The sequence below is a fragment of the Knoellia terrae genome, assembly GCF_048606435.1.
GTDB classification, from domain to species: Bacteria; Actinomycetota; Actinomycetes; order Actinomycetales; family Dermatophilaceae; genus Knoellia; species Knoellia terrae.
Window position 1 is genome coordinate 1 of record NZ_JBMBWH010000004.1, and the last position, 19272, is coordinate 19272.

Annotated in this window: 17 protein-coding genes, 2 tRNA genes and 1 pseudogene; 10 read left to right on the plus strand and 10 right to left on the minus strand. The window is 71.5% G+C overall.

Features of this window, described 5'->3' with window-relative positions; genetic code table 11:
• From ACOJV9_RS06985 to pepN, 7 genes and pseudogenes are all read right to left on the minus strand, one after another.
• Positions 1 to 446 (minus strand): annotated as a pseudogene (locus ACOJV9_RS06985) (hypothetical protein); the annotation flags it as partial.
• Positions 447 to 656: 210 nt separating this feature from the next.
• The gene (locus ACOJV9_RS06990; RefSeq protein ID WP_420184476.1) at positions 657 to 2120 is read right to left on the minus strand and encodes an MFS transporter; all 1464 of its coding nucleotides are present in this window, start codon (positions 2118 to 2120) and stop codon (positions 657 to 659) included.
• Positions 2121 to 2143: 23 nt separating this feature from the next.
• Entirely contained in the window at positions 2144 to 2974 is an 831-nt protein-coding gene (locus ACOJV9_RS06995) for a glycerophosphodiester phosphodiesterase family protein (RefSeq protein WP_420184477.1), read from the minus strand.
• A 3-nt stretch (positions 2975 to 2977) separates the two neighbouring features.
• The gene (locus ACOJV9_RS07000) at positions 2978 to 4753 is read right to left on the minus strand and encodes a glycoside hydrolase family 13 protein (protein ID WP_420184733.1); all 1776 of its coding nucleotides are present in this window, start codon (positions 4751 to 4753) and stop codon (positions 2978 to 2980) included.
• A 112-nt stretch (positions 4754 to 4865) separates the two neighbouring features.
• On the minus strand, positions 4866 to 5273 hold the full coding sequence (locus ACOJV9_RS07005; RefSeq protein ID WP_420184478.1) for a globin: 408 nt from the start codon (positions 5271 to 5273) through the stop codon (positions 4866 to 4868).
• Positions 5270 to 6217, minus strand: coding sequence for a mechanosensitive ion channel family protein (locus ACOJV9_RS07010; protein ID WP_420184479.1), 948 nt, complete (start codon positions 6215 to 6217; stop codon positions 5270 to 5272). The genes ACOJV9_RS07005 and ACOJV9_RS07010 overlap by 4 nt, the downstream gene beginning before the upstream one ends.
• Positions 6214 to 8772 carry an aminopeptidase N gene (pepN, locus tag ACOJV9_RS07015; protein ID WP_420184480.1) on the minus strand — a complete coding sequence of 853 codons (2559 nt, stop codon included), beginning with the start codon at positions 8770 to 8772 and terminating at the stop codon, positions 6214 to 6216. Before pepN ends, ACOJV9_RS07010 begins: the two co-directional genes overlap by 4 nt.
• A gap of 115 nt (positions 8773 to 8887) precedes the next feature.
• On the opposite strand from pepN, the gene ACOJV9_RS07020 reads away from it, so the two are divergent.
• From ACOJV9_RS07020 to trmB, 4 genes are all read left to right on the plus strand, one after another.
• Complete coding sequence (locus tag ACOJV9_RS07020; protein WP_420184481.1) at positions 8888 to 9502, plus strand: mycothiol-dependent nitroreductase Rv2466c family protein; 615 nt, start codon at positions 8888 to 8890, stop codon at positions 9500 to 9502.
• A 52-nt stretch (positions 9503 to 9554) separates the two neighbouring features.
• Positions 9555 to 10022, plus strand: a complete 468-nt coding sequence (locus tag ACOJV9_RS07025; protein WP_420184482.1) for a ribose-5-phosphate isomerase — start codon at positions 9555 to 9557, stop codon at positions 10020 to 10022.
• Between the two features lie 94 nt (positions 10023 to 10116).
• On the plus strand, positions 10117 to 11229 hold the full coding sequence (locus ACOJV9_RS07030) for a PP2C family protein-serine/threonine phosphatase (protein WP_420184483.1): 1113 nt from the start codon (positions 10117 to 10119) through the stop codon (positions 11227 to 11229).
• A 20-nt stretch (positions 11230 to 11249) separates the two neighbouring features.
• The gene (gene trmB / locus ACOJV9_RS07035) at positions 11250 to 11933 is read left to right on the plus strand and encodes a tRNA (guanosine(46)-N7)-methyltransferase TrmB (protein WP_420184484.1); all 684 of its coding nucleotides are present in this window, start codon (positions 11250 to 11252) and stop codon (positions 11931 to 11933) included.
• Between the two features lie 98 nt (positions 11934 to 12031).
• Here trmB and ACOJV9_RS07040 read toward each other — a convergent pair.
• Positions 12032 to 12108, minus strand: a tRNA-Pro gene (locus tag ACOJV9_RS07040).
• A 121-nt stretch (positions 12109 to 12229) separates the two neighbouring features.
• Between ACOJV9_RS07040 and ACOJV9_RS07045 the strand changes: the two genes are divergently transcribed.
• Positions 12230 to 12300: transfer RNA gene (locus ACOJV9_RS07045), tRNA-Gly, on the plus strand.
• A gap of 63 nt (positions 12301 to 12363) precedes the next feature.
• Here ACOJV9_RS07045 and ACOJV9_RS07050 read toward each other — a convergent pair.
• Positions 12364 to 13308, minus strand: coding sequence for a zinc metalloprotease (locus ACOJV9_RS07050; RefSeq protein WP_420184485.1), 945 nt, complete (start codon positions 13306 to 13308; stop codon positions 12364 to 12366).
• A gap of 168 nt (positions 13309 to 13476) precedes the next feature.
• Here ACOJV9_RS07050 and tig point away from each other — a divergent pair, with 168 nt between their 5' ends.
• Both tig and ACOJV9_RS07060 read left to right on the plus strand, forming a co-directional pair.
• Positions 13477 to 14841, plus strand: coding sequence for a trigger factor (tig, locus tag ACOJV9_RS07055; RefSeq protein WP_420184486.1), 1365 nt, complete (start codon positions 13477 to 13479; stop codon positions 14839 to 14841).
• 141 nt (positions 14842 to 14982) lie between these two features.
• The gene (locus ACOJV9_RS07060; protein WP_420184487.1) at positions 14983 to 15450 is read left to right on the plus strand and encodes an SRPBCC family protein; all 468 of its coding nucleotides are present in this window, start codon (positions 14983 to 14985) and stop codon (positions 15448 to 15450) included.
• Here the strand turns inward: ACOJV9_RS07060 and ACOJV9_RS07065 are convergent.
• On the minus strand, positions 15436 to 16497 hold the full coding sequence (locus ACOJV9_RS07065; protein WP_420184488.1) for a LacI family DNA-binding transcriptional regulator: 1062 nt from the start codon (positions 16495 to 16497) through the stop codon (positions 15436 to 15438). The two genes, ACOJV9_RS07060 and ACOJV9_RS07065, sit on opposite strands and share 15 nt — an antisense overlap.
• Before the next feature lie 61 nt (positions 16498 to 16558).
• Between ACOJV9_RS07065 and ACOJV9_RS07070 the strand changes: the two genes are divergently transcribed.
• The 3 genes from ACOJV9_RS07070 (at position 16559) to ACOJV9_RS07080 (ending at position 19268) form a co-directional block, all read left to right on the plus strand.
• Positions 16559 to 17824, plus strand: coding sequence for an MFS transporter (locus ACOJV9_RS07070; RefSeq protein WP_420184489.1), 1266 nt, complete (start codon positions 16559 to 16561; stop codon positions 17822 to 17824).
• Positions 17825 to 17961: 137 nt separating this feature from the next.
• On the plus strand, positions 17962 to 18585 hold the full coding sequence (locus ACOJV9_RS07075; protein WP_420184490.1) for an ATP-dependent Clp protease proteolytic subunit: 624 nt from the start codon (positions 17962 to 17964) through the stop codon (positions 18583 to 18585).
• Positions 18586 to 18611: 26 nt separating this feature from the next.
• Entirely contained in the window at positions 18612 to 19268 is a 657-nt protein-coding gene (locus ACOJV9_RS07080) for an ATP-dependent Clp protease proteolytic subunit (protein WP_420184491.1), read from the plus strand.
• Positions 19269 to 19272: the final 4 nt, after the last annotated feature.

Below are 19272 nucleotides of genomic sequence, written 5' to 3' on the forward strand. Positions count from 1 at the left end.
CAGACGGTGTCGACCGCCTCCGGTCGCAGGTGCGGGCGCAGCAGCCGCATCTCCTTCAGCGCGGCCTGGGCGGTCCCGACGCCGACCCGCCCGGAGAACACGGCGTCCCGCAGGATGGTGTGGCGGGTGTCGCGGCACGCCTGCGCGACCTGGACCAGCCGGGACGCCCCGGCCACGGCGTACCGGCGATGATGGGCCGCGACCCACTCCCGCGCCGACACCGGCGGGCACTGCAGCGCCGGCTCACCGCGCTCGAGCGCCTCGACCGTGACCGCGACCTCGGCGCCCTCCCCGACCGCGGACAGCTCACCCAGGGCCTGCATCCCCTCGGCCAGCTCCGCCCCCGAGGCCTGCCACACCACCGACGGCATCACCGCCGCGGCCTCCCGCGCTGCACGCAACCGCTGCACGCACTCCGCGTAGCTCAGCACCGTCGCCGTCCCCATGCAGCAGACACTACGGACCACCACCGACAGTGCATACCGACGCAAACCGGTTCCGCTGCAAGCCTATTCGCTTCAGCGCATCGTTCCGCACCCTCCAGTCCCATGCGGCTCAGACGTTGCGCTTGGGGTGGGAACCTCTCACCGAAAACGGATGGTCATGCATCCGTCCGGGCTGGTCGCACCAAGGGTTCGCCGACGACGTCTCCGCCGTCAGGTACGGATGCGCCGGCCCGCGAGGACGACGAGGCCGGCGACGAGGGCCGTGCCGACCCACATCGTGACGAAGACGGGCAGGTCCTCGCCGGCGCGGGTGTGCAGAGCGGCGAACACGGCCCCGGTGGCCGCGATGCCGATCACCGACCCCAGGACGTCCGACAGCTGGAGGGACGACGACGCCGCTCCGTGGTCGGCGGGCGCGGTCAAGGAGAGCGCGAGCACGGACAGGCTGGCCGTCCCCAGCCCCATCCCGAGCCCGGCCACCGCGAGAGCCCCGGCCGTGAGCCACGGCCACCACTCGAAGTGGGTCACCGCGACGACTCCGAGCAAACCCAACGCCAAGGACGCCCCGCCCAGGCTGACGAGGCGGTCCCTCGACCCGGCGAAGCGGTCGCGACCCTGCACCCACGACCCGAGCGACCAGCCGATCGACCCGACCGCGAGCACCGTCCCCGCCCGCGCGAGCGTGAAGCCCCGCTCGCCGGTCAGCATGAGGGGGACGTACGTGATCGTCCCGAAGAACGCGCAGGGAAGGAAGAAGCGGCTGACCATCACGGAAGGCAGCCCACGGCGCATCGTGAAGGTGCCGCGCGGAAGCAGGAGCGGCGCGCAGATCGCCATGCCGAGGAGTCCGAGCAGGCCGGCGACCGTGCGGATGGACCAGGCGATCTCGAGCTTGTGGGTGCCCCACTGCATGACGCCGGCCGAGACGGCGATGCCCAGCCCGAGCCAGGCCGCGCGCACGTGTGAACGGTGGTCCCGCCCCGAGGAGTGCACCACCGCGTCCGCGGACCGGATCTGGCCCCGGCGGAGCACGATGACGACGAGGGCCACCGCGACGGGAGCGATCACGACCCAGAAGACCCACCGCCACGACCAGGTGCTCGTCACCCAGCCGGCCAGCACCGGACCGAGCAGCGAGGGCAGCACCCAGGCAGCGCTGATGACGCTGAACACCTTGGGCCGCAGCGCCTCCGGATAGGCGCGACCGACCACGACGAACCCGGCCACGAACGTCAGACCCGCCCCGAGGCCGGCCACCGCGCGGCCGAGGAGGAAGGGCCCGAACGCCGCGGCCGCACCACAGATCCCGCACCCCACCGCGAAGAGCACCTGTCCAACGAGCAGCGCGCGCAGCGATCCGGACCGGTCGCACCACACGCCGGCGAGCACGATGCCGAGCAGCTGGAGCGTCAGCATCACCGAGAAGGCCAGCCCGTAGGAGCGGACCGCGTCGAGCTCGACCGCAACCTCCGGCATGGCGGTCGAGACGGCCATGGACTCGAAGGCGATGACCGTGATGAGGGCGACGATCGCCAGGGTCAGCGCCGCGAACTCCGGCCCGAAGAGCCCGACCCGCCCTCGCGGCGCGACCGCGACACCGGACGGGCCCGACGGCGCGGACGCACCAGCCGAGCCGGTCCCACTCGACGTCCCTGCCGAACCCCGATCTCTCACCCGGTCACGCTACGTGAGGCACGTCAGGACACGGGCGTGAGGGGATGGCCGCGCTCGACGAGGACGTCCCGCAGCACGTCGATGTGGTCGGTCACGATGCCGTCGACCCCGAGGTCGAGCAACCGGTGCATCTCCTCGGCGTCCTCCTTGCTGCCCGCGTGGAACCACACGTGCACCTGCTTGCCGAGCCGGTGGGCCGTCGCGACGAGGCCCGGCGTCACCAGGGGGATCTCGCGCCCTCGCACCCGGTGCGTCGACGGGATCTGCAGGACCGGAGCCGGGGTGTGCAGCAGTCGTGTCACGACCGCGGGTGCGAAGCGCAGCAACCCCGTCCCCACCTGGCCGGCCGCGGTGGCGAGCGACGGCCCCAGTGCGCGCCGCACCGCGCGTACCCGCCGCTCGCTGAACGACCCGATGCACACCCGCGCCGTCGCGGCGTGTCGCTTGATCGTGTCGACGGTCGGCGCCAGCGCCGAGTCGGCCTTGATGTCGATGTTGAGCCGGGTCGTGGGGAACTCCTCGAGCAGCTCGGTGAGCAGCGGCACGGAGTCCGTCCCGTTGATGCGGGCCTCGCGCACCGCGGCATACGGCAGGTCGAGGATCGCCCCCTCGACGTCGGTGACGCGGCCCAGGTGGGTGTCGTGGAAGGCCACGAGCTCGCCGTCCGACGTCGCGTGCACGTCGGTCTCGAGGTAGTGGTAGCCCATGTCGACGGCCCGGCGGAACGCGCCGACGGTGTTCTCGAGACCGACGTTGGGCGCATAGCCGGCCCCGCCGCGGTGGGCCATGGCGATGGGAGCGTCGGCGTCGAACCCGCTCTGGTCGAAGTAGGCGAAGTCAGCAGCGCGGGACACGGCTCAGAGCACCGCCCACACAGCCACGTCGGTGGGGACCAGCCCCTCGGGCGTGAGCTCGCCCGACCGGTGGGTCACCCGCGCCCCTTCGGGCAGGGCCACGGGCGCCTGACCGAGGTTGGCGAGCGCGAGGGTGCGCCGCGACCCATCCGCCGCGCTGTTGACCAGGGCGACGACCTCGTCGCCGGACAGCTCGTGCCACGACGCCGACCCGAGCCCGAGCCGGCCCTCCCGGCGCGCGGCGAGCAGCGACCGGTAGAGCTCGAGCGTCGAGCCCTCGACGCCGACCTGCTGGTCCACGGCATACGCGCCGTAGGAGTCGGGCTGGGGCAGCCAGGTCCGGTCCGAGGGGCCGAAGCCGTGCGAGGGCGCGTCCTTGACCCACGGCATCGGCACGCGGCACCCGTCACGGCCGATCTCCTTGCCCTCGGTGCGGTGGAAGGTCGGGTCCTGCCGGAACTCGTGGGGCATCTCGGTCGACTCGGGCAGACCGAGCTCCTCACCCTGGTAGACGTAGGCGCTCCCCGGCAGGGCCAGCATGACCATCGTCGCGGCCCTGGCCCGGCGTAGGCCGAGGTCGGCGTCCGGCTGGGCCCGGTCGGCGGAGATGCCGTTCGGGCGGGGGAGCGACTGGTCCAGACCGAGCCGCGAGGCGTGGCGCACGACGTCGTGGTTCGACAGCACCCACGTCGTCGGTGCGCCCACCGCGTCGTTGTCGCGGTAGGAGCGCTCGATCACGGCACGCAGGCTCCCCGCACGCCAGTGCGTGTCGAGGAACTCGAAGTTGAACGCCTGGTGCATCTCGTCGGGCCGGACGTAGCGGGCGAGGCGGGACCCCGGCTTGACCCACGCCTCGGCGCACAGGATCCGCTCGGGCGAGGGCTGCGCCTCGAGGACCGTGCGCCAGCGGCGGTAGATCTCGTGGACGCCGTCCTGGTCCCACATCGGTGCGCGCGGGCCGCTCTCCTCGTCGTCGACCCGTTCCTCGGGGGGCGGCGGCAGCGCCGCCTCGGGGTTGTGGTCCGTGGCGTCGAAGGCCTGCAGCGGGCCCTCGAAGTCGGGCAGCCCCTCCTCCTTGACGAGCGCGTTGGCGACGTCCACCCGGAAGCCGTCGACGCCGCGGTCACACCAGAACTCCAGGATCGAGACGAACTCGTCGCCGATCTCCGGGTTGTTCCACTCGTAGTCGGGCTGGGTGCTGTCGAACAGGTGGAGGTACCACTCGCCGGGCGACCCGTCGGCCTCGGTGACCCGGGTCCAGCCGGCGCCGCCGAAGACCGACGGCCAGTTGTTCGGCGGCTGCGAACCGTCGACACCGCGGCCCTCGCGGAAGATGTAGCGGCCTCGCTCCGGGCTCCCCGGCGGGCTGGCGACCGCCGCCCTGAACCACTCGTGCTCGCTGGAGGAGTGGTTGGGCACGAGGTCGACGAGCACCTTCAGGCCCAGGTCGTGAGCACCGGCGATGAGGGCGTCGGCGTCCGCGAGGGAGCCGAAGATCGGGTCGATGTCGCGGTAGTCGGCGACGTCGTAGCCCGCGTCGTTCATGGGGGAGACGTAGAAGGGCGAGAGCCACACCGCGTCGACGCCGAGGTCGCGCAGGTAGGGCAGGCGGGCGGTGATGCCGGGCAGGTCGCCGATGCCGTCGCCGTCGGAGTCCGCCCACGACCGCGGGTAGATCTGGTAGATCACGGCGTCACGCCACCACGGTGCGTCGGCCGGGTCGGCGGGGTGGATGGTCGTGCTTCGGACGTCAGGAGTGGTCTGGGTCACCCTCCCCATCGTTGCGTATGCCGTGCCCGCGACCAAGCCGGAGCACTCTCGTCCGCTGTCGGGCATTCAGGCCCATGCGGTGCACGGTGGTCCCGTTTCCCCGACACCCCGGCCGGCCTCCTCAGAGAGTGGGTCGACCCTCGGGTGCCGCTGTGGCCGGCTCGTCGGTGTTGACGAGCATGTGTGCGGCCCGCAGGAAGTACTCGCGCATGGCCTCGGCGTGGGCCTCGTCGAGGTCGAGCGTCTCCATCGCCGCGAGCATGTGGCGCATCCACCGGTCGCGCATGTCCAGCGTCACCGGGTAGGGGGCGTGCCGCATCCGCAGGCGCGGGTGGCCCCGCTCCTCGCTGTAGGTGTGCGGGCCGCCGAAGTACTGCTCGAGGAACATCCGCAGGCGGCGCTCGGCCGGGCCAAGGTCCTCCTCCGGATAGAGCGCCCGCAGCTCGGGGTCGTCGGCGACGCCCTGGTAGAAGGCGTGCACGAGACGCTCGAACGTCTCGGCGCCGCCGACCTCGTCGTAGAAGCTCATGGCCGTCCTCCCGGTCCGACGGACCCACCGAAGGCGCCGAAGGGTCCCATGGGCGGGGCCTTGACCCCGGCCGCGTCGAGCGCGGACTTGATGCGTTGGCGCAGCGCGCGCTGCACGTCGACCTTGTCACCGGGCGAGGTCTGGGCGAGCACGCGGATGGTCATCGTCTGACCGAGGATCGACTCGACACCCGCGACCGTGGGTGGCTCGAGCACCCGCCCCTCCCAGTCCTCCTCGGTCGCCATCGCCTCGGTCGCCTCGCGGATCACGGCCGAGACACGGGTGACGTCCTCGTCGTAGGCGACCGGCACGTCGACGATCGCGGTGGCGCGGTGCTGGCTGAGGTTGCCGATCCGGATGACCTCGCCGTTGCGGACGTACCAGGTCACCCCGTCGGCGTCCCGCAGCCGCGTCACCCGCAGCGACACCTCCTCCACCGTCCCGACGGCCTCACCGGTGTCGATGACGTCACCCACGCCGTACTGGTCCTCGAGGATCATGAAGACCCCCGACAGGAAGTCCTTGACCAGGCTCTGCGCCCCGAAGCCGAGCGCGACACCCCCGACACCCGCGGAGGCGAGCAGGGGAGCGAGGGGGATGCCGACGAGGTCCATGATCGTCAGCACCGCGATGGCGGCGACGACGAACGTCACGGTGCTGCGCAGCAGCGACCCCAGCGTGGCCATCCGCTGCTGGTGGCGGGCCCGCGCCATGCCGGTGGCCTCGGCCCAGATCCGCCCGGCCCGCGAGGCGTCGGTGGTGTCGTGGCGCTCGCTGGTGCGGGCGGTCATCGTCGCGACCGTGCGGGTGATGATCCGGTGCAGCAGCCACCGGACGACGATCGCCAGGACGACGGTGAGCAGGATCCGCAGGCCGTCGGTGAGCAGCCAGTCCTGGACCCGCTCGGCCGTCAGCCGCGTGGTGGTGAGGTCGACTCGCGTCATGCCCGGGCGTCACGCTCCTGCGCCGCGAGGGCGCGCGTGATCGGGTCGCGGTTCTCGGCCACGAGGCGGCGCAGGGCGTCGTGCGCGTCGGTGTGCGTGTCGAGCCAGGCCTGGGTCGCGTCGCGCAGCTCGGCCGAGGCCAGGCCGCGGGGGTAGAACCCGGAGACGATCGACTCGATGAGCGCCATGGAGCCCTTGTCCTCGAGCGTCTCGAGGGCGGCGTGGTAGCGGTCGACGAACGGCGCGAGCGCCGAGACGTCGCCGAGGCGGCCGAACCCGAGCCCGTAGGCGTCGACCATCGAGTTGGACAGCCCGTCGTCCTCGACCGCCGCCTTCCACGCGGCCTCCTTCGCCTCCGGTGTCGGAACCGCGGCGTGCGCCCGTGCGGCCCGCTCGCGTCCGGTGGCCGTCGCGTCGCGGCGCAGCTCGGCCTCGATCTCTCCGTCGGCGAGCGCGTTCGCTCCGGCGAGCCCGGTGAGCAGCGTCCACCGCATGTCGGTGTCGAGGGCCAGGCCCTCGAGCTGCTCGGTGCCGTCGAGGAGCCCACGCAGGTATGCCGTGTCGTCACCGGTCGTCGTGAACCCTGCGGCGGCCGTGACGAGCTGGAGCTGGGCGTCGCTGCCGGGCTCGGCCAGCCTCGCCGCCTCCCACAGGCGCTCCAACGTGGAGCGTCGGACGGCGTCCCGGTGGGCGGGAGCGGTGTAGAGGTGGACTGCCGTCGAGAGCTGCGCGATGAGCGTGCGGACCAGGGTCGAGTCGTGCTCGTCCGGGAGCACGGCCAGGACGAGGTCCACGAACGTCCGGGCCCCCATCTCGGCGTCGCGCGTCATGTCCCACGCCGAGGCGAGGACCAGTGACTTGGGCAGCGAGCTCTCGAAGCCGCGCACGTGCTCGAGCGCGGTCGCGAGCGAGCGCTCGTCGAGGCGGATCTTCGCGTAGGTGAGGTCGTCGTCGTTGACGAGCAGCAGGTCGGGCTGCTCGCGCCCGACGAGCTCGGGGACCTCGGTGCGGGCACCCGTGAGGTCGAGCTCGAGACGGTCGGTCCGCGTGAGGCGAGGTGCGCCGTCCTCCCCGGTGCTCACGGCATACAGGCCGATCGCGAGACGGTGCGGACGGATCGTCTCGAAGCCCTCGGCGAACGTCTGCTCGACCACCGCGGACGAGATGCGTCCGCGGTCGTCGACCTCGACGACCGGGCGCAGCGTGTTGACGCCGGCGGTCTCGAGCCAGGCCGTGCTCCACGTGTGCAGGTCGCGCCCGGAGGTGCTCTCGAGCTCACGGAGGAGGTCGGCGAGGGTGGTGTTGCCCCACTGGTGCTTGGCGAAGTAGGCGCGCAGCCCGTCGCGGAAGGCCTCACGCCCGACGTAGGCGACGAGCTGCTTGAGGACCGAGGCGCCCTTGGCGTAGGTGATGCCGTCGAAGTTGACCTCGACGTCCTCGAGGTCCCGGATCGGGGCGACGATGGGGTGGGTCGAGCTGAGCTGGTCCTGGCGGTAGGCCCAGTCCTTCTCGTGGGTGCCGAAGGTCGTCCACGCCTCGGTCCACTCGGTGGCCTCGGCCTGCGCGGTCGTCGACGCCCACTCGGCGAAGGACTCGTTGAGCCAGAGGTCGTTCCACCACTTCATCGTCACGAGGTTGCCGAACCACATGTGGGCCAGCTCGTGCAGCACGGTGAGCGCGCGGCGCTCGACGATCGACTCGGTGACCCGGGACCGGAAGACGTACATCTCGTTGAAGGTCACGCACCCGGCGTTCTCCATCGCGCCCATGTTGTACTCGGGCGTGAAGACCTGGTCGTACTTCTCGAACGGGTAGGGCTGGTCGAACTCGGCCTCGAAGAACGCGAAGCCCTTCTTGGTGAGGTCGAAGAGGTTGTCCGCGTCGAGGAACTGCGTGAGGGACCTCCGGCAGAAGATGCCGAGCGGGATCTCGCCCTTGCGGCTGGTCAGGCTGTCGCGCACGACGTCGTAGGGGCCGGCGACGAGGGCCGTGATGTAGCTGGAGATCGGTGGGGTCTGCGAGAAGCGCCACGTCGCGACGCCGTCACGGCCGGCCGGCTCCGGCTCCGGCGTGGGGGAGTTGGACAGCACCTGCCAGTGGCTCGGCGCCGTGACGGTGAAGGAGAAGCGCGCCTTGAGGTCGGGCTGCTCGAACACGGGGTACATGCGCCGGCTGTCGGGCACCTCGAACTGGCTGTAGAGGTAGACCTCGTCGTCGACCGGGTCCACGAAGCGGTGCAGGCCCTCACCGGTGTTCATGTACGTGCCGGTGGCCTCGATGCGCAGCTCGTTCTCCGCCGCCAGACCCTCGACCGCGATGCGCGTGCCGTCGTATGCCGGCTGCACCACGTCGCCGTTCAGCGTCACCGCGTCCACCGACGTCCCGAGGAAGTCGACGAAGGTCGACGCGCCCTCGGAGGCGCGGAAGCGGATGGTGCTGGTCGTCGCGAAGGTCGTCTCCGAGGTCGTGAGGTCCAGCTCGACGGCGTAGGAGTCGACGGCGACGAGCGACGAGCGCTCCTCGGCCTCGAGACGAGTGAGGTTCTTGCCGGGCACAGGGGCACATCCTTGGGATCCGTGGGAGGGCAGGGAGGTCGTCGGGTGGTCCTGACAAATCCTCGCACGCGCCCTCGGGTCGGCTCGCCCGCGGCGCAGTGGCACGATGATCGGCATGACCGACGAGCAGCGCACGCAGGCAGAGTTCTGGTTCGACCCGTTGTGCCCCTGGGCCTGGATGACCTCCCGGTGGATGGGAGAGGTGCAGCAGCAGCGTCCGGTCGACGTGACCTGGTCGGTGATGTCGCTCTCCGTCCTCAACGAGGGTCGCGACCTGCCGCAGGACTACCGCGACATGTTGGACCGCGGCTGGGGTCCGGTCCGGGTCGTCACCGCCGCCGGTGAGCTGCACGGGCCGGAGGTCGTCAAGCCCCTCTACGACGCCATCGGCACGGCGATCCACCCGGGGGGCGTCGAGGACTACGACGAGGCCATCCGCATCGGCCTCGAGCACGCCGGACTTCCCGCCGAGCTCGCCGCGCATGCGCACTCCGAGGAGTACGACGCCCAGCTGCGCGCCTCCACCAAGCGCGCCCTCGACCTCGTCGGTGACGACGTGGGCACCCCGGTCGTCGCCGTCGACGGCGTGGCCTTCTTCGGCCCCGTCGTCAGCCCGGCCCCCCGGGGCGAGGCCGCCGGCCGGCTCTGGGACGGCTGCGTGCTCGTCGCCGGGACGCCCGGCTTCTTCGAGCTCAAGCGCAGCCGCACCGTCGGCCCGCAGTTCGACTGACACCTCCGCGACCCCCTCGACCACGACGTCCGACACAGGAGAACCGGCAGACATGCGCGTACACATCGGCGGCGACCACGCGGCATACGAGCTGCACCAGGAGCTCGTGGCCTTCCTCGAGTCCGAGGGCCACGAGGTCACCGACCACGGTCCGTTCGAGCTCGACCCGCAGGACGACTACCCGGTCTTCGTGCTGCGCGCGGCCGAGGGAGTGGCGGCCGACCCGGGCTCGTTCGGCATCGTGCTCGGCGGCTCCGGCAACGGCGAGCAGATGGCCGCCAACAAGGTGACGGGCGTGCGCGCCGCCCTCTGCTACAACGAGGAGCTGGCCCGTCTGGCCCGTGAGCACAACGACGCGCAGGTCCTCTCGATCGGTGCGCGGATGAGCAGTCCGGACGAGGCGCGGGCCATGGTCCGGACATTCCTCGGGACGCCGTTCTCGGGCGACCCTCGGCACCAGCGGCGGATCGACATGGTGACGGCCTACGAAGGGTCGAAAAGGCTGCCTGACCTGCCGTGACGCGGTTCGGGAACGAACCCGGAACGCTATCGACTTTGGCTCCGTCTCGGTTACTGTGTCATTCGGTGCAGCCGCGCAGACAGGAGACCGACTGGTGGCTACGGACGTCAGCGTCCTCGCGCGCAGGCGGCCGTCCACGCTCGCGCGTCGCTTCCGCGCGTACACCCTGGCTCCGGGCGTTCGCCGTGACCGCATCGCCTTCGGCGTCGCGCTGGTCGTCGCCGTCGCCTTCATCCTCGCGATCCTCAGCTGGCCGGGGCGCTTCCCGACCGTGGCGATGACCCCGCTGATCCTGCTCAGCGGTCTGTACCTCCCCATCCGCCGCCTCGTCGCCCTGTATGCCGTCATCACGGTCGGGCTGTGCGTCGCCGTGCCGCGGCTGCCCTTCACGACCGCCACCAGGGTCGTGGTGATGAGTGCCGTCATCGCGCTCATGGTGATGATGGTCATCGTCGCGTCCTCCCGGACGCGAGTGGGCGCCACCGGCTTCCACGGCGAGAACCTCTTCGTCGAGCTGCGCGACCGCATCGCCCAGTCGGCGCGGCTCCCCGGCCTGCCGCAGGGGTGGACGGCCGAGTCCGCAGTCCTGTCGGCCAACGGTGAGGGGTTCTCGGGCGACTTCATGGTCGCCGACCGCACCCACGGCGGCCGCCACCTCGAGGTGACCCTCGTCGACGTCAGCGGCAAGGGGCGCGAGGCGGGGACCCGCTCGCTCCTGCTCTCCGGCGCGCTCGGCGCCCTCCTCGGGGCGCTGCCGCCCTCCGCCTTCCTCGACGCGGCGAACAGCTACCTCGTCCGACAGGGGTGGGAGGAGGGCTTCGCCACCGCGGTGCACGTCGACATCAACCTCGACACCGGCGCCTACTCGGTCGGCAACGCCGGGCACCCCGCCGCCGTCCGCTACTCCGCCGGCGCCGGCACGTGGAGCCTCCTCGAGGCCGGTCGTGGTCCCGTGCTCGGGATCATGAACGGCGTGCACTTCCCGCGCGCGAGCGGGGTGCTCGCCATGGGCGACGCGCTGATGATCTACTCCGACGGGATCATCGAGTCCCGCGGCCACGACCTCACCGAGGGCACCGACCGCATGCTCGGCGCCGCGTCGGACGCCATGGTCCGGCACGGGGCGTCCCTCACCGAGGCCGTCCTCGGCTCGGCCCGGTCGGGCGAGTCCGACGACCGCGCGGTCTTCGTCATCGTCCGCCGCTGACCGCGGCTAGCCTCGTGGGCGTGTCCTCACCACGCTCGACCCTCGACCACGTCGCCCGTCACGGGGTGCGCACCTTCACGCCCCGGTGGCGCACGTCGCCGCTGACAGCGGAGCGCATGGAGCGGCTGCTGCCCCGTCACGCGGTGCCCGAGGCAGGGGTCCTGGACCGCGAGTCGTGGTTCGGGCGCAGCGCACCGGTGGTGTTGGAGATCGGCTCCGGGCACGGCGCGGCAGCCGTCGCCTACGCCGCCGCGCACCCCGAGCACGACCTCCTCACCGCGGAGGTCCACGTGCCGGGGGTCGCCCGCATGCTGGCGCTGGCCGAGCCGCTCGAGCTCCGCAACCTCTGGGTCGAGTGCGACGACGCGATGCCGCTGCTCACCGAGCGCATCCCCTCGGGATCGCTGGCGGCCGTGCACCTGTTCTTCCCCGACCCGTGGCCCAAGGGCAAGCACGCCAAGCGACGCTTCGTGCAGCAGCACACCCTCACGTTGCTCGCCGACCGGCTCGAGCCCGGCGGCGTCCTGCGCATCGCCACCGACCACGACGTCTACGCCGCCCACGTCCGCGTGCAGGTGGCCCACCACGGTGGCTGGCACGTCGTCGAGGGGGAGCGACCGCACTGGCGGCCCTCCGACGGGTTCGAGGCCAAGGGACTGCGCGCCGGACGGACCGTCTCCGAGTTCGCCCTCACCCGCGGGTGACCACCTCCGCGCATGGCGAGCGGTACGCGCTCAGTTGCTCCTTCGTCGCAAACGCGCGCACCGCTCACCATGAGCTGCGTGGTCCCATCAGGTGCTGCTGGTCGGGGTAGCCAGATTCGAACTGGCGACCTTCCGCTCCCAAAGCGGACGCGCTACCAAGCTGCGCCATACCCCGGCTGTGCCTGCGCGGGCCGACCCGACGACACGTGTGCCCGTCGATTTCGGTTCCTGCGGAGGCGGCCACTAGGCTAACCCCTGCTCCGAGCCGGTCGATCCACGTCGGTCGCGACGAGCGCGCGGGTGTAGCTCAATGGTAGAGCCCTAGTCTTCCAAACTAGCTACGCGAGTTCGATTCTCGTCACCCGCTCCGCAACAGGGGTATGCCGTCCGCTTCTGGGAAGCGGACGGCATACCTCGTCGTGGTCCGGCCTCAGGCGCGGAAGGCGAGCCAGGCGTCGTTCATGCGCTCCACCTGACCGGGCGTGAACATGTTCATGCACGAGTCCTGCGTGTAGTCCATGAAGTTGTGGATCGGGTCCAGCCCGGGAGCGGTGCACGTGTCGGCGCCGGTCGGGCAGTTGAACTGCGGGACGGCCTCACGGGGGGTGTCGGCCACGAAGTCGCCGGCGGCCGAGCAGCCGTGGGCGAAGGTGTGCTCGAGCATCATCCAGTGACCGACCTCGTGGACGAGGGTGTCGCCGAGCGCGTACTTGCCCGCGGTGCCACCCGGCATGGACTCGTCGAGCATGACGACGCCGTCGATGAAGTCGCGGCCGTTGTTGTAGCCCTTGGGGAAGTAGGCCCAGCCGAGCAGTCCGCCACCGATGTCGGCGACGTAGACGTTGAGGGTCCGGGCGTCGCCCTCGTGCAGCGCCTGCTTCATGTCACGCTCGACCTTGCCGGGGACGACGGTGTTCCACGCCGGGTTGACCGTGTGGGTCGTCCTGACGAGGTCGAAGCGGAACGGCGAGTCGGCCGCGTCGGCGGCCGTCGTGCCGGCGAAGGCGTCGTTGAGGACGTCCATCTGCGCGGCGATCATCGTGTCCATGCGGGTCGCGGCGGCGCCGGAGAGCTCCTCCTTGGAGACGACGTGGAAGACGGTCGGGATGGTGACCGAGCCGGCGGCCATGAGGGGGCTGTCCTTGAGCACGCCGTAGGCGTTGGCCTCGTTCTTGCTGTAGAGCTCCGGCTCCGTGGCGCCCTTGGCGTCGTCACGCACGCGCGCGGCCGAGGCGGCGCCGGTGGCCGGGTCGCACTCGGCGACGGCGGGGGAGGGCGCCGAGGCGGTGCTTCCCGTGGCGGGGGCGGACAGGGCCAGGGCGGCCGCGGTGAGCGCGATGGCGCCGACCGCGGGACGGATGAGACGACGTGACATCAAGGGTTCTCCTCAGGGGTGGGGCCCGGGTCGGGCCGCTCCCGGGACCGTAACCGTCACCGGCCCGAAATGGGCCGTCCGGCCCCACGCGATTCGGGGGTGCGGGCCCGGTGCCGTTAGCATGGGGCCCGAATTCGTCCCTGAATCCCAACGTGTGGAGTGCCTGAAGTGAAGAGTGCCGTCGAGACCCTCAGCCCGACTCGGGTCAAGCTGATCGTGGAGGTGCCGTTCGACGAGCTCAAGCCCGACCTCGACAAGGCGTACCGGACGATCGGCTCCCAGATCCAGATCCCCGGCTTCCGCCAGGGCAAGGTCCCCGCCCGCATCATCGACCAGCGTGTCGGCCGTGGCGCCGTCGTGCAGGAGGCCGTCAACGAGGCCCTGCCGCGCTTCTTCTCCGAGGCCGTGGACACCGAGGGCATCCGCGCCATCGGCCAGCCCGAGGTCGACGTCACCGCCGTGCCCCTCGAGGACGGGCAGGACCTCGAGTTCACCGTGGAGACCGACGTGCGTCCCGACATCGAGCTGCCCGAGCTCGAGGGCATCGCCGTCGAGGTCGACGAGGTCACGGCCAGCGACGAGGACATCGAGGAGCGCCTCACCTCGCTGCGTCAGCGCTTCGGCACCCTGACCCCGGTCGAGCGCGCCGTCGAGACCGGCGACGTCCTCTCGATCGACCTGTCCGCGGTCATCGACGGCGACGAGGTCGACAACGTCGAGGGCGTGACCTACGAGGTCGGCTCCGGCAACATGCTCGACGGCCTCGACGACGCCGTCCTCGGCGTCAGCGCCGGCGACACGAAGACGTTCACCGCGCCGCTGGCCGGTGGCGACCGCGAGGGCCAGGACGCCGAGTGCACCGTCACCGTGCAGTCCGTCAAGGTCCGTGAGCTGCCCGAGCTCGACGACGACTTCGCCCAGCTCGCCTCGCAGTTCGACACGCTCGAGGAGCTGCGCGCCGACGTCGCGACGCAGGCCGAGCAGGCCAAGAAGTTCGAGCAGGGCGTCCAGGCCCGCGACAAGGTCCTCGAGCACCTCCTCGAGTCCACCGACGTCCCCGTGCCCGACGGCATCGTCGAGGCCGAGGTCAACAGCCACCTCGAGGGCGAGAACCGGCTCGACGACGAGGTGCACCGCGCCGAGGTCGACGAGAGCACCCGCAAGGCGCTCAAGGGCCAGTTCCTCCTCGACGCCCTCGCCGAGAAGCTCGAGATCTCGGTCGAGCAGCCCGAGCTGATCGAGTACCTCATCATGAGCGCGCAGCAGTACGGCATGGACCCGAACCAGTTCGCCCAGGCGATCGACCAGCAGGGCCAGGTGCCCGCGATGGTCCAGGAGGTCGCGCGTCGCAAGGCGCTCGCGGCCGTCCTCGAGAAGGCCGTCGTCACCGACACCGCCGGCAGGACCATCGACCTCAACGAGCTCGTGCCGCAGGCCGAGACCGTGGACCCCGAGCTCGAGGACGACGAGTCCGCCGAGCTCGAGACCGCGGAGGTCGAGACCGAGGACTCCGAGGAGTCGGCCAAGGCCTGACGCCCGCCGGCGCAGCCACCGGAACACCGCGTATGCCGTGTGCTCACCCCAGAGGTGGGCACACGGCATACGTGCGTCTCGGGGTGCGTCGCGAGGGCCGTGAGCTTGCACCTGGAGCGGATCCGTGATGAGGGTGGGGGCATGACCTCCGACACGCAGATCACCGTCTCTCGCACGATCGACGCGCCCGCCCGGGCGATCTTCGACGTCCTCAGCAACCCCGAGCGGCACCAGCAGCTCGACGGCTCGGGGTTCGTCCGCTCCGACGAGAAGTCGAACCGCATCCAGCAGGTCGGTGACGTGTTCACGATGAACATGTCGGGCGACCACATGGGCGGCGACTACCAGACCGACAACCACGTCGTCGGCTACTCCGAGAACGCCCTCCTCGCCTGGCAGACCGCCCCCGCCGGCACGACGCCTCCCGGCTGGGAGTGGGTGTGGCGCCTCGAGCAGCAGGGCCCCGACCAGACGCTCGTGACGCACACGTACGACTGGAGCAAGGTCACCGACAAGGACATCCTCCAGAAGGTCTCGTTCCCGCTCGTGACGCAGAGCGACCTCGAGGACACCCTCGCCACCCTCGCCGAGGTGTCAGCCGGGTCCTGACGTCGTGTCGCCGACCCGCAGCGAGACCGCGAACGGCTCGCTCGCGGGCGGCTCCCCGGCGAGGCGACGGCGGGTGAGCTCGCCGAGCAGCCGGCCCTTCGCCTCGCCGGGCTGCACGATCGTCGTCAGGGTGCGGTCCAGCCACGGCAGGTCGACGGCGTCGAAGCCGGTGACCGACACGTCCTGCGGGACCCTCAGGCCGAGCGACTCCGCCGCCCGCACCACGCCCGCCGCGAGGAGGTCCGACTGGGCCACGATCCCGGTGGGGCGCTGTGCCACGGGCACGTCGAGCAGGAGCCGCCCTGCGGCCTCGCCCTGGGCGACGTCGGGCCGCTCGGCCTCGACGAGGAGGCTGCCGGGCGGCGCGGTGTCGACGAAGCCGCAGGCCCGCTCACGCGCATCCGGGTAGACCGCGCGCTCCAGCTCGTCGGGCCGGACCGGGGACGTCGGACGGGCGCTGCCCAGTGGCATCGTCACGTGGGCCAGCCGCCGATGGCCGAGGTCGAGCAGGTGGCGGGTCGCCTCGGCGGACGCGCCGTGCTCGTCGACGACGACCTGGCTGACGGCCGGGTGGATCGGCGCCCCCGAGCCGATGATCGGCACACCGCGCGCCAGCAGGTGGTCCACGAGCGGGCTGGCCGAGCGCCCGCACAGGGCGAAGACGGCGGCGTCGATCGCATGCCCGGCGACCGGGTTGCCCGACGCCTCCCCGTGGTCGGCGACGAGCAGCATGCTCGTGCCCATCGCGTCGAGCTCCTGGGCCAGCCCGTCGAGGACGGCGAGCGCGAAGGGGTCGCGGAACGCGTCCCTCAGCCGCTCCTCGACGATGACCGCGACGGCGCCGGCACGTCCCTGCCGCAGCGAGCTCGCGAGGGGGTCCGGCCCGGCGTAGCCGAGGTCGCTCGCGGCGTCACGGACGCGGTCGGCGGTCGCCGCGGCGACCGGGCCGCGTCCGCTGAAGACGAGTGAGGCCGTGCTGATCGACACCCCGGCCCTCGAGGCGACGTCGCGCAGCGTCACCTTGCGGGTTTGACGTGGACCGGCCATGGCGGGAAGACTATCGAATCGATTCGATCTCTTCCAACCCGCCCCGAGAGGGACCTGCTCCATGAATCCCCCCGCCCTGCCCCGCGAGCGCGTCGTCGCGGCCCGCACCGCCGTCTTCGTCGTCTTCGCGCTCGCCGGGGTCGCCTTCGCGACGTGGGCCTCGAGGATCGCCGACGCCAAGGCCGCGCTGGACCTCACCGCCGGGCAGCTCGGGCTGACGCTCTTCGCCATGTCGGCCGGCTCGCTGCTGGCCATGCCGTCGACCGGGCGCCTCGCCGAGCGGTTCGGGGTGGTGCCCACCATCCGGGCGGGCATGCTCATCGGCGTCGTCGGCTTCGCCGTCGTCGGGGCCGGGGTCGACCTCGCCGAGTCGCGCGCCGTCGTCGCGGCGGGCCTGTTCCTCATCGGCAGCGGTGTCGGCGTCTGGGACGTCGCGATGAACCTCGAGGGCGCCACCGTCGAGCGCCTCCTGGGCCAGACGGTGATGCCCCAGTTCCACGCCGCCTTCAGCGGCGGCACCGTCGTCTCGGCCCTCGTGGGCTCGGGCATGTCGTGGGCCTCGGTGCCGCTGCTGCCGCACCTGCTGGGCTCGGCCCTGCTCGTCACCGCGGTGGCCTTCTGGGCCATGCGCCGGTTCCTGCCCCGGACCTTCGAGGAGGCCGAGAGCGCGCAGGCACACGCCGCCGAGATCGGCGCCGAGGGCGCCGCGCCCGGTTCCGCGGGTCGCACGCGGTCGGCCTGGCTCGAGCCGCGCACCCTCCTCATCGGGCTCGTCACGCTCGTCGCCGCCTTCACCGAGGGCACCGCCAACGACTGGCTCGCCGTGGCGTTCGTCGAGGGCCACGACCTGCCCGCGTGGGCCGGGGTGCTCGCGTTCGCGACCTTCCTCAGCTTCATGACGGTGGGGCGCCTGCTCGGCACCCGCTGGCTCGACACCTACGGGCGCGTCCCCGTGCTGCGCGTGACCTTCGCGCTGGCCGTCCTGGGCTCGCTGCTCGTCGTGTTCGGGTCGCCCTGGCTGGCCTTCGTCGGTGCCGCGGTCTGGGGCGTGGGTGTCTCCCTCGGCTTCCCGGTGGGCATGAGCGCCAGCGCCGACGATCCCGCACGGGCGGGTGCCCGCATGTCGGTCGTCGCCACCATCGGCTACCTCGCCTTCATCGCCGGCCCACCCGCGCTGGGCTTCCTCGGTGACCACGTCGGGGTGCTGCGCTCCCTGCTCGCCGTCGGCACGATGGCCCTGCTCGTGCAGCTCCTCCTCGAGTCCGTGCGGGAGCCTGCGGCGACCGGGACCACGGCGGAGGCGGAGCCGGCGCACCAACGCGGCTGACCGGCATACGCCGTCGTGGCCCGCACGGTCGTTGTGCTCACGGCGAACACGGCCCGACAGGGGGAGTGTGCGGGCGAGGCCGGGCGTTAGGGTCAGCGACAGGTACAACCACCGATCACGGCAGGAGCGAGACCAGCGTGAGCAGCAACGAGATCGTCGCAGCCGGACCGGGCGAGAGGCTCGGGCTCGACGACAGCATCTACAACCGCCTCCTCAAGGAGCGGATCATCTTCCTCGGCTCCGAGGTGCGTGACGAGAACGCCAACGCGATCTGCGCGCAGATGCTCCTCCTCGCCGCGGAGGACTCCGACAAGGACATCTGGCTCTACATCAACAGCCCCGGTGGCTCGGTGACCGCCGGCATGGCGATCTTCGACACCATGCAGTGGGTCCCCAACGACGTCGCGACCGTGGCGATGGGCATGGCCGCCTCGATGGGCCAGTTCCTCCTGTCCGCGGGCACGCCCGGCAAGCGCTACGCCACCCCGCACGCGCGCGTCATGATGCACCAGCCCTCGGGCGGCATCGGCGGCACCGCGTCCGACATCAAGATCCAGGCCGAGCAGCTCCTGCACATCAAGAAGCAGATGGCCGAGCTGATCGCCGAGCACACCGGCCAGACCCCGGAGCAGATCGGCCTCGACTCCGACCGCGACCGCTGGTTCACCGCCGAGGAGGCCAAGGAGTACGGCTTCGTCGACCACGTGTTCTCGCGGGCCGAGCAGGCCGGCCGCTCGTCCGACAACCCGGTCACCGACTGACCCGGCGACCAGGAGAGACAACACACATGAACGCGAACTACCCGTCCCAGGGCCGACTCAGCGTGCCCAGCCCGTCGAGCCGCTACATCCTGCCGCAGTTCGAGGAGCGCACCTCCTACGGCATGAAGCGGACCGACCCCTACACCAAGCTGTTCGAGGACCGGATCATCTTCCTCGGCGTGCAGGTCGACGACGCGTCCGCCGACGACGTCATCGCCCAGCTCATCGTGCTGGAGTCGCAGGACCCCGACCGCGACATCCTCATGTACATCAACAGCCCCGGTGGCTCGTTCACGGCGATGACTGCGATCTACGACACGATGCAGTACATCCGGCCGGACGTGCAGACCTTCGTCGTCGGCCAGGCGGCCTCGGCTGCCGCGGTGCTCCTCGGTGCCGGCGCCAAGGGCAAGCGCTACGCCCTCCCGAACGCCCGCGTGCTCATCCACCAGCCGGCGATCGAGGGAACCGGCGGCATGGCCTCCGACCTCGAGATCCACGCCAACGAGGTGCTCCGCATGCGCGGCTGGCTCGAGGACACCATCGCGCTGCACGCCGAGCGCGACGTCGAGCTCGTCCGCAAGGACATCGAGCGCGACAAGATCCTGTCGGCGGCCGGCGCCAAGGAGTACGGCCTCATCGACGAGGTCCTCGTCTCGCGCAAGGCCGCGCTCGAGGTCTGAGTTC